This window comes from Rhodococcus sp. P3_B8 (assembly GCF_056402775.1).
The window spans coordinates 1-10194 of the sequence record NZ_JBFUGT010000237.1 but is presented as its reverse complement, the minus strand read 5'-3'; the positions used below and the strand labels follow the sequence as shown (position 1 = coordinate 10194).

The 10194-nt window shown below is 65.4% G+C and carries 11 protein-coding genes; 6 read left to right on the top strand and 5 right to left on the bottom strand.

Going from position 1 to position 10194, the window contains the following annotated elements; genetic code table 11:
• Positions 1–531 (bottom strand): LLM class flavin-dependent oxidoreductase (locus AC1D1G_RS35120; RefSeq protein WP_477955716.1); only part of this gene is annotated, 531 nt, incomplete at its 3' end.
• A gap of 316 nt (positions 532–847) precedes the next feature.
• On the opposite strand from AC1D1G_RS35120, the gene AC1D1G_RS35115 reads away from it, so the two are divergent.
• Positions 848–1579, top strand: coding sequence for a GntR family transcriptional regulator (locus tag AC1D1G_RS35115; RefSeq protein ID WP_477955714.1), 732 nt, complete (start codon positions 848–850; stop codon positions 1577–1579).
• An 8-nt stretch (positions 1580–1587) separates the two neighbouring features.
• Here the strand turns inward: AC1D1G_RS35115 and AC1D1G_RS35110 are convergent, their stop codons facing one another.
• Positions 1588–2022, bottom strand: coding sequence for an aconitase X swivel domain-containing protein (locus AC1D1G_RS35110; RefSeq protein WP_477955713.1), 435 nt, complete (start codon positions 2020–2022; stop codon positions 1588–1590).
• Complete coding sequence (locus AC1D1G_RS35105; RefSeq protein WP_477955712.1) at positions 2019–3317, bottom strand: aconitase X; 1299 nt, start codon at positions 3315–3317, stop codon at positions 2019–2021. The genes AC1D1G_RS35110 and AC1D1G_RS35105 overlap by 4 nt, the downstream gene beginning before the upstream one ends.
• Positions 3318–3438: 121 nt before the next feature.
• Here AC1D1G_RS35105 and AC1D1G_RS35100 point away from each other — a divergent pair, with 121 nt between their 5' ends.
• The 5 genes from AC1D1G_RS35100 (at position 3439) to AC1D1G_RS35080 (ending at position 8959) form a co-directional block, all read left to right on the top strand.
• Positions 3439–4344 carry a LysR family transcriptional regulator gene (locus AC1D1G_RS35100; protein ID WP_477955710.1) on the top strand — a complete coding sequence of 302 codons (906 nt, stop codon included), beginning with the start codon at positions 3439–3441 and terminating at the stop codon, positions 4342–4344.
• A gap of 388 nt (positions 4345–4732) precedes the next feature.
• Entirely contained in the window at positions 4733–6079 is a 1347-nt protein-coding gene (locus AC1D1G_RS35095) for an MFS transporter (RefSeq protein WP_477955718.1), read from the top strand.
• Positions 6080–6148: 69 nt separating this feature from the next.
• Entirely contained in the window at positions 6149–7063 is a 915-nt protein-coding gene (locus tag AC1D1G_RS35090) for an alpha/beta fold hydrolase (RefSeq protein ID WP_477955709.1), read from the top strand.
• Positions 7064–7065: 2 nt separating this feature from the next.
• Positions 7066–8007 (top strand): 3-carboxyethylcatechol 2,3-dioxygenase, encoded by a 942-nt coding sequence (locus AC1D1G_RS35085; protein ID WP_477955708.1) that lies wholly within the window; start codon positions 7066–7068, stop codon positions 8005–8007.
• Between the two features lie 232 nt (positions 8008–8239).
• Positions 8240–8959, top strand: coding sequence for a GntR family transcriptional regulator (locus AC1D1G_RS35080; protein ID WP_477955707.1), 720 nt, complete (start codon positions 8240–8242; stop codon positions 8957–8959).
• Positions 8960–9036: 77 nt separating this feature from the next.
• Here the strand turns inward: AC1D1G_RS35080 and AC1D1G_RS35075 are convergent, their stop codons facing one another.
• Together AC1D1G_RS35075 and AC1D1G_RS35070 are read right to left on the bottom strand one after the other, a co-directional pair.
• Positions 9037–9801, bottom strand: a complete 765-nt coding sequence (locus AC1D1G_RS35075; protein ID WP_477955705.1) for an SDR family NAD(P)-dependent oxidoreductase — start codon at positions 9799–9801, stop codon at positions 9037–9039.
• Positions 9802–9810: 9 nt separating this feature from the next.
• Positions 9811–10194, bottom strand: a 384-nt coding sequence (locus tag AC1D1G_RS35070; RefSeq protein WP_477955704.1) for an alpha/beta fold hydrolase, incomplete at its 5' end; no start/stop codon positions are given.

Below are 10194 nucleotides of genomic sequence, written 5' to 3'. Positions count from 1 at the left end.
GTAGACGACGGCGTCGGCGTACTTGGCGGCTTCGGCCAGTCCGCGCGGTCCGCCGGCGGCCACCCAGATCGGGATGTGGTCGGTGACGTTGTAGAAGCCGCTCTCCTTGTCGAGGAACTCCACTTCCCGGGACTGTCCCATCCAGTTGTGGGTGACGCGGCGTCCGGCCATCAGTTCTCGGGAGACTTCGATGGCGTGCGTGAGTTCGGAGATCTTCGCGGTGCGATTACCCATCGAGCGCAGCGCGTTGTTGGCGGTGCCGATACCCAGGAATGTTCGTCCCGGAGCCAGGGCGTTGAGGGTGGCCATGGAGTTCGCGGTGACCGGGGCGATCCGGGTCAGCGGGTTGGTGACCATGGTGCCGAGCGCGATCGTGCTGGTCTGCGTAGCTGCGAGCGCGAGGAATTGGTAGGGGTCGGAAAACAGCAGGGGGCCCTCGCCGACACCGAAGTGAGAGAACCCGAGGTCCTCGGCCTGTTTCACCATTGCGACCTGATCGATCTTGGCGCAGGTGCCGATACAAAATTCCATGTCCTTCTCCTTGCTCTGCCCGTGGTCGTTGGAGGGGCACCTCACCCCGGCCGCGGGCCCGAGCTGACGAGTGATGGTGTCTCGCTCCAACCGGTGTCGGCGTGCCGGGGATCGGCGGGGCATCCAACAGAACGGGTCGATCGCCTCGACCCGATGAGCTGGTCAAACTCCAACACTCAACCAAATTGGCATGCTAGCGTTCCAGACGAACGTACCTCACAGTGACTCACGCCACAAGTACTAGAATGCAAGTTGCTGCGCGAACGCGCAGAATCGAGGGAACTATGACCGGGCTGCCGACGGAGGGCATAAATCGATGAGCACCGCTTATACCGGCACGGGAAGTGAGGCCGCCGCCCTGTTGGAACAGAGCCGCATCTCAGGTGCGCGGTTGTCATCCGCCCTGTACGACATTCTCAAGTCCCGGCTTCTCGAGGGTCGCTACGGCGCGGGGGAAAAGATCGTGGTCGAGGCGATTCGCCAGGAGTTCGGAGTGAGTAAGCAGCCGATCATGGACGCGCTTCGCCGTCTCTCGAGCGACAAGCTGGTGCACATCGTGCCTCAGGTCGGCTGTGAGGTAGTCGAGTACAGCGAGCGCGAGGTGGAGGACTTCTACACCTTGTTCGGGGGCTTCGAAGGAACCATCGCCGCGGTGGCTGCCGACCGGCGGACCGAGGCGCAGCTGCTTGAGTTGGATTTGATCTCCTCGCGGGTGGACGCGCTCGCGGAATCCTCCGATCCGGTTGTGCGCGCCCACGGGTACCGGGTGCACAACCGAGAATTCCACGCGGCGATCCACACAATGGCGCACTCCCGGATCATGGCGGAGACGAGCCAGCGGATGTGGGACCTGTCGGACTTCCTGATCAACACGACCGGCATCACCAATCCCCTCTCCAGTGCACTGCCCGACCGCCAGCACGATCACCGCGAGATCACCGAGGCGCTGCTCAACCGCGATGCGGCCGGTGCCCGCGCGGCGATGGAACGCCACATCGTCGGAACGATCGCAGTCATCCGCAACGAATCCGCCTCGGCAGTGTCCTGAGCCCATCCTCAGTGCACGGTGACGGTCCCGTCGAGGTCGATGTCGACGCGCTGACCGTCGCGGACCACATCCAGGAACCGCGGGCCGAGTTGGTCGATTGCGATGATGCGGTTGTCGTCCCAGATGTCGGCCAGGACGATGCCGGCAGCGGAGATCGTGTCGATGTGCTCGGAGTACAGCATGGCCGCGGGTGCGATTCCGACGCTGGCGGCGCACTGGAGGACCATGCCGCCGGTGGTGGAGCCGATGGTTTGGGGTAGGCAGAGGATCTTCCCGCCGATGACCTTGCGGTACAGGTCCGGGTTGTTCTGGTCGTGGCAGACGGGGCTGGCGGTGGTGATGCCCTGGAAGTAGCTGGCGAGGGTGTTGAAGCCCTGCCGGGTGACGACGCTGTCGCCGCTGATGATCCCGGCGGTGATCACCCGGCCGGTGAACGTATTCATCGGGTCTGCTCCTGTCGGCGGGCGGGGGGTGCGGCGATGCGGTCGAGGACGTCGTGATCGGCCAGGAACCGGCTGGTGGTGTAGGTGCGGAGCTTGTTGGAGTTGGTGATCACCGGCCGAGAGGCGGTCGCAGGGGTGTTCATGTGCAGCGCGGGGCACATGGACGCGATGCTCACTCCCGCAGTGATCGCGCGCTCGAACATCTGGCGCTGCTCGGTCTTGAAGGTGGCTACCACTGCAGGTGCGGCGCTGAGCACCGTCCGTATCGCCACCGTGGTGCGGCCGGCATCGTCGAGCGCGGTGAGGATGGTGTCAGTGACTGTGCACAGCTGGTTCAAGGACAGATGGGGGCACCCGATGAGGGCGGTTTCGGGTTGGGCATCTTCTTTTTCCCAGAGCACGGGGTAGTCGGCGACGAGATCGGCGAGGGCTTGGTCGTCGATCACGATTCGGCGGTAGTCGTCGGTCAGCAGGTCGCGGCCGTGATCTCTTGCCTCCGGGGTCAGGTTTTCGACGTGAAAGAGGCCGACCGCGCCGTTGGACGCCGTTGCGGCGCCGAAGTCCTTGAGATAGTCCTGCGTCGCCGGATCGTTCAGGTCGCCGAGGTGGGTGTCGATCCCGGCGACGAAGGGTACGTCGCCGACGACGGCGCGACCGACCGCAGACCCGAGGACCGTGGCGGGCGGCAGCGCGGAGGTTCTGACCTCCACCAGATAGGTGGCCTTTCTCCGCGCCTCCAGTAGGAGCCCGAATTCGGGTGTGAATCCGGAGATTCCGCACATCAGCTCGATCAGTGCCGAGTTCCGATTCGAACGCGCCGCCAGCACCGAGTTCGCGTACACCACCGCGGACGATTCGGCCCAAGCCAACACATCACCGGCGGCGGGCGTGTTCCCTACCTCGGACAAATAGGCAGTACACGAGTAGGACCGTTCGTCCTTCATGCCGAGCGCGCGCAGCTGATCCTCGTACCGGTCCTGGTGCTTGTAGAGCTCGAGGAGGGCCTGCTTCTCGGTGGCCGTGTAGTCCACCCCGTCGAGATCGTACGGACGTGGGTCGACCGTGAACGGTTCCTGCGTAGTCAGCCCGGCCTCGATCAGCTGATCGAGGAGATCGAATACGGCCTCGAACCCGGTCATGCCCATCGACGTCACCACGTGCACGGGACCGTCGAGGCCAGCCAGGCGGTCTGCACCGAATATTTCGCCGTACTGCACCACGGTGCGCAACACCTTCGCCATGACCGCACCCTCGTCGCCTTCCAGGATCGCGCGTTGCCGTTCGGTGAGCTGCATCGTGATTGACCTCGCTCGACTGGTTCTCGCCTGTTCCACCCCAGCATCGTCGACCGCAACGACGGTTCGTGTCCAACGATGAATTTCGATGAATTCGTTCGGAATAAGCGATGATTAAGGAATGGATCTTCGCCGAGTCGAGATGTTCCTCGGTGTCGTCGACGCGGGGACCTTCGCCGGCGCCGCGGCCCGGCTGGGTTTCGTGCAGTCCACGATCAGCGCCGGAATCACCGCACTCGAACGGGATCTCGGCGTGCAGCTTTTCGATCGGACCTCCCGCACCGCATCGCTGACCGCGGCGGGCCGGGCGTTGGTCCCCGAGGCGCGCGCGCTGACTGCCCGCGCCGCCTTGGCCCGGCGGGTCGTCCAAGACGCCGACCGGACCCTGTCCGGGCAACTGACGGTCGGGGTCATCAATTCGATCCGACCGATCCCGCTCCCCCGGGCGCTCGCCCGCTTGAACGCCGCTCATCCCGGCGTGGGTATTCGAGTGCTCTCCGACGCGATCGGCAGCGCCGGCCTCGTCGAGCGGCTGCGCAGGTCCGAGCTGGACGCGATCATCGCGTCCGGAGATCTGACCGACGAGCAGGCCCGAGATCTACTCGTCACGCCCCTGTGCACCGGCGCCTTGGTGTGCGCCGTCGGCGTGGGCGACGCACTCCACCCTCATCAAGCCCCGCGGTTGGCCGAGATCGCCGACCGTAGATGGATCGAATCTCCGCTCGGGCAGGCGAATCGGTCGATTACGGATGCGGCGTTCGGCCGGGCCGGGCTCGCACGCCAGGTCGTCGCCGAGGTCGCCGATCCCGCCGACGTGCCCGAGTACGTCGCCGCCGGCCTGGGGATCGCGATCGTTCCAGACTTCCTGGTCGCAGACCGCGCCGACCTGCGGGTGCTACCGGTGCTCGACGCGGAGCTGCGCTGGTCCATCGCGGCGATCCGACTCGCACGCCGTCGATCCGCCGTGCTCGACGAGTTCTGGCGGGAGTTGCTCGCCACTGTCCAAGAACGCGACGCCGCGGGGTAGATGTTCCGGGAGGCCCACGCCTGGCCCCTCCGGAGTGGCGGGCACTCCCGCCACTTTCAGCGTGGCTCCCTAAACCCGCCTTCTTGCCGCTGACCTGGTCCGATGACCGTCAGCACGGTCGCCGCGGCCGGTGGCGCCGACGACCCCTCCCCGGGAAGAGACTTGCATCACAACAATCGCTACCGTAGCTTCACTTCTAGACGACTAGCATTCCAGTTGCGAGGTTCTCTTCGCGACGTCCCGGGAAAGGAGCGGCGATGACGACCGCTTCGCCCCTGTTTGCCCACGCGGTACCGGCCGGGTTCGGTTCGCGGATCGGAGAGGTCTCGCTGTGAGCACTACCCTTACACCGACCAAGAGCGCCACGACGACACCACTGCGGGTTGCGATGGCCAGTTTCATCGGCACCACGGTCGAGTACTACGACTTCTTCATCTACGGCACCGCCGCGGCGCTGGTGTTCCCGAAGTTGTTCTTCCCCGACGTCTCCTCGTCGATCGGGATCCTGCTCTCGTTCGCCACCTTCAGCGTCGGGTTCCTCGCCCGCCCCCTCGGCGGCATCGTGTTCGGGCATTTCGGTGACCGGGTCGGCCGCAAACAGATGCTGGTGATTTCCCTCGTCGGCATGGGTGTGGCGACGATGCTGATGGGGTTGTTGCCGACCTATGCGCAGATCGGTGTCGCGGCCCCGATCCTGCTCACCCTGCTGCGCCTGGTCCAGGGCTTCGCCGTCGGCGGCGAGTGGGGCGGCGCCACGTTGATGGCGGTCGAGCACGCCCCTCAGGCCAAGAAGGGGTTCTTCGGTTCCTTCTCCCAGATGGGCGCCCCCGCCGGCACCAGTATCGCGACGCTGGCGTTCTTCGCCGTCTCCCAGCTGTCGGACGAGCAGTTCCTCTCGTGGGGTTGGCGTTTGCCGTTCCTGTTCAGCGCGGTGTTGATCATCATCGGGCTGTTCATCCGACTCTCCCTCACCGAGAGTCCCGACTTCGCGGCGGTCAAGGAACGCGCCGAGGTGGTGCGGATGCCGATCGCCGAAGCGTTCCGCAAGCATTGGAAGGAAATCCTTCTCGTCGCCGGCACCTACCTTTCTCAGGGCGTGTTCGCCTACATCTGCATGGCCTATCTGGTCTCCTACGGCACCACTGTCGCCGGGATCAGCCGCACCTCCGCCCTGGCCGGGGTATTCGTCGCCGGCCTCGTCGCCGTGGTGCTGTACCCGGTGTTCGGGTCGCTGTCGGACACCTTCGGCCGCAAGACGATGTACCTGCTCGGCGCCGTGCTGATGGGTGTGGTGATTGCGCCGGCGTTCGCGTTGATCAACACCGGGAATCCCTGGCTGTTCATGCTCGCCCAGGTGATGATCTTCGGCATCGCTATGGCCCCCGCGGCCGGAGTGACCGGATCCCTGTTCACCATGATCTTCGACGCCGACGTGCGCTACAGCGGCGTCTCCACGGGCTACACCCTCTCCCAGCTCTGCGGGTCCGCATTCGCCCCGACCATCGCAGCCGCGCTGTATACCTCCACCGGTTCCAGCGATGCGATCGTCACCTATCTGCTGATCGTCTCGGCAATCTCGATCGTCTCGGTGATCCTGCTACCCGGCGGCTGGGGCCGCAAAGGCGCCGCCCGCCAACTCCTGCAGGACCAGGCCACCGCAGCACGTCCCACAACCTCGGCCACAACGACGTCCGCACCGCACAGCGGAGCAGCCGAGGTGCGGGTCGGCGACTAACCGCGAATCCACCTTTTCGAGCGAAACAACCAGAGCGATAACGCTTTTCAATCAGAATTGGAGCATGCTTTGAGCACGCAACCGTACACCAGCGTTTGGGACGACCTCAACCAGGTCGAGTTCAGTCAGGGATTCATCCAGGCCGGCCCGTACCGGACCCGGTACCTGCACGCCGGCGACGAGTCCAAGCCCACGCTCCTGCTGCTGCACGGCATCACCGGCCACGCCGAGGCGTACGTGCGGAACCTGGCCGCCCATGCCGAGCACTTCAACGTCTGGGCGATCGACTTCATCGGCCACGGCTACAGCAGCAAGCCCGATCATCCCCTCGAGATCAAGCACTACATCGACCAGGTCCAGCACGTTCTCGAAGCTCTGGGCACCCAAAAGGCGTACTTCAGTGGCGAGTCCCTCGGTGGCTGGGTCACCGCCCAATTCGCACACGATCACCCGGAGAAGGTCGAGCGGATCGTGCTGAACACCATGGGCGGGACGATGGCCAMCCCGAAGGTGATGGAACGCCTCTACACCCTGTCGATGGAAGCGGCGAAGGACCCGAGCTGGGAACGGGTCAAGGCCCGACTCGAGTGGCTGATGGCAGACCCGGCCATGGTCACCGACGACCTGATCCGCACCCGGCAGGCCATCTTCCAGCAGCCGGACTGGCTCGAGGCCTGCAAGATGAACATGGCCCTGCAGGACCCGGAAACCCGCAAACGCAACATGATCACCGACGACGACCTCCGTTCCATCCAGGCCGAGGCTCTCGTCGTCTGGACCACCAAAGACCCCTCCGGTCCGGTGGACGAGGGCAAGCGCATCGCCTCGCTGATCCCCAATGCCCGGCTCGCCGTGATCGAAAACTGCGGGCACTGGCCGCAGTACGAGGACGCCGCCACCTTCAACCGGATTCATCTGGATTTCCTGCTCGGTCGCGACAACGCCGCGTCCGGCGAAACCCGCATCACCGCCGGACAGGAGTAGCGATGTCCCTCGCGCTGCTCGCGATGAGCCACAGCCCCCTGCTCGAGCACGCCGAACTGCCTGCCGACGTGTCGGCGGAACTCAACACGGCGTTCGAGCAGGCCCGCGCGTTCGTCCGCGACTACGACCCCGACATCATCGTCAACCTCGCCCCCGACCACTACAACGGCTTCTTCTACACCCTGATGCCGGCGTTCTGCATCGGCTATGCGGCCGAGAGTATCGGCGACTACGGCAGCCAGGCCGGTCGCCTCGACGTGCCCGAGGAGATCGCCCGCGGCCTCGCTGAGTACGTCATCGATCAGGGCATCGACCTGGCGGTGTCCCTCGACATGCAGGTGGACCACGGCGCGGTGCAGCCGATGGAAGTTCTCTACGGGGACATCGCGGCCAAACCCGTCGTCCCGGTCTTCCTCAATTCCGTTGCGCCGCCGTTCACCCCGGTCAAGCGTGTGCGGATGCTGGGGGAGGCCATCGGCGGGTTCCTGTCCGGTCTGGACAAGAAGGTCCTTCTCATCGCATCCGGTGGCCTTTCCCACGACCCGCCGGTTCCCCGCCTGGCGACGGCCACTCCCGAGCAGCGCCGCGCGCTGCTCGGGCAGGGCGGCCCGATCACGCCGGAAGCGCGGGCTGCACGCCAGCAGCGAGTGATCGACGCGGCGCGCGACTTCGCGGCAGGCACGGCCGTCATCCAGGACCTTGCCCCGGACTGGGACCGGGAACTGATGCGCATCCTCGCCTCCGGCGATCTCTCACCCATCGATGCCTGGAAACCCGACGAGATGACCAAGACCGCCGGCAACTCCTCGCACGAGGTCCGTACCTGGATCGCCGGATACGCCGCACTCGGGGCCGCCGGCAGCTACACAGTCCAGTACAGCTACTACCGACCCATCCGGGAACTCATCGCCGGGTTCGGCCTGACCACCGCAACCCTGAACTGAGCGAAGGTTCACCCGTGGGGACCGCTTCACCGACCGAATGGCCCTGGCACACGGCACACGCCAGGGCCGGACGGTCGGCCAAGTTCGCCCCGACGACCGCTTCACACCGAGTGCAACTCCTCAGGCACCACAGCCTCGGAGAATGCAGGTACGACCAGCCCGGCCAAGACACGTAACATCTCGCTCCAGCAGCCACCACGGTTCCGCGAGAACAAGAGTGCGAGGAGAAACGATGAGCGAGCCAATCGCGTCTGGCCGATCGGGGCAGAGGCTCGGTCACGTCGTGCTCGAACAGCTGAAAGAGCGCATTCTCGACGGGAAGTACAAGCCCGGCTCCCGGATCTCGATCGAGGAAGTCCGCGCGGAGTTCGGGGTCAGCAAGCAACCGGTCATGGATGCGATGCGGCGCCTGGAATCGATCGGAATCGTGCAGATCGTTCCGCAGAGCGGGTGCCGCGTCGAGTCGTACACCAGCTGGGAGGTCGAGGACTTCTTCCGCCTCTTCGGGAGCTTCGAAAGCGAGATCGCCGCCGCTGCCGCCGCCCGCCGCACCCCCGCTCAGCTCGACGAACTCGACGCGGCCTGGCGCCGCATCGAAGAGTTGAATACCTGCACCGACAGCGTCGAGCGGGCACGCAGATATCGCGGCCTCAACCGAGATTTCCATCTCGTCATCCATCGAATGGCCCACTCACGGGTAATGGCCGAACAGAGCAAACGCATGTGGGACATGTCCGACTTCCTCATCAACACGGCAGGACCCCCACATCCTCTCGCGGACGCCATCGTGGACCGCAACCACGATCACGACGTCATTCGCACCGCGATTCGTCAACAGCGGGTCGAGGTCGCGCGGGCAGCGATGGGCTCCCATATCACCGGAACGATCGACCACGTCAAACCTGGTCCAGTGGCCCCGCGCCCGGCTGGGCATGCTGACGGCACCCCCTGACCGAACCTATGACAATCCGGGCGTATTCGCTGACGGCAGTTCGGCTTCGCAAGTAGAACGCGTATGGCTGCAGCGGGTCACAGGCGGTTGCCGTTGGTGGCGTCGATGACTTGACCGGTGATGGCGCCGGCCGCATCGCTGGCGAGAAATACCACGATGTTGGCGATGTCGGAGGCGGTCGCGAGAGTGCGCAGGGCTGTGGAGGCCGCGGCAGCGGTGCGTGCCTGGTTGTTGCGGCGGAGCCAGTGCGCGTTCATATCGGTATCGAGCGCAGCCGGAGCTACGGCGTTGACGGTGATACCGCGCTCACCGACAGCGGCGGCAAGGGTGCGCGTGAACACCTCGATCGCTCCCTTGGTCATGGCATAGCTGATGACCTCGGGTCGGGCGTAGCGGGCGGATCCGGAGGAGATGTTGACGATGCGTCCGCCGTTGCGCATGCGGGGCAGGGCCTGCTGGGTCACGAAGAACGGGGCGCGCTGGTTGAGAGCGACGTGGTGGTCGAAGTCGTCGGCAGTGACGTGCGCGATCGCTCCGCGTCGGTTGATGCCGGCATTGTTGACGAGGATGTCGAGACCCCGGTCGATCCCGAGATCGTCGAGGGCGCAGTCGAACTTCTGTAGAAGCTCTGCGGGACCGTCGGGTCGAGTCAGGTCGGTGCGGACCGCCGCCGCCCGGCCTCCGTCGGCCGTGATGTCGTCGACGGCCGCGGCTGCGGCCGCGCAGTCGGATCCGTAATGGATGATCACGGTGACACCGGTGGCGGCCAACGCATGTGCGATGGCCACCCCGATGCCCCGACTCGCCCCGGTGACCAGGGCGACTCGCCCACTTGTATGCATTCCTGTGTGTCAGCTGCGGCCGAGGAGGAAGTCCAGGTGCAGCTTGTTGAAGGTGGTGGTGTCCTCGTACTGCGGCCAGTGCCCGCAGTTCTCCATGATCGCCAGCGTCGCTCCGGGGATGTGAGAGGCGATCCGCTTGGCCTCGTCCACTGGGCCCGAGGGGTCCTTGGTGGTCCACAGCACCATCGCCGGGGCGCTGATACCTTCCAGAGTCTGGTCGGTGATCATGTTGCGTTTGCGGGTTTCCGGGTCCTGCAGGGCCATGTTCATCTTGCAGGCCTCGAGCCAGTCCGGCTGCTGGAAGATGGCCTGCCGGGTGCGGATCAGGTCGTCGGTGACCATGGCCGGGTCTGCCATCAGCCACTCGAGTCGGGCCTTGACCCGTTCCCAGCT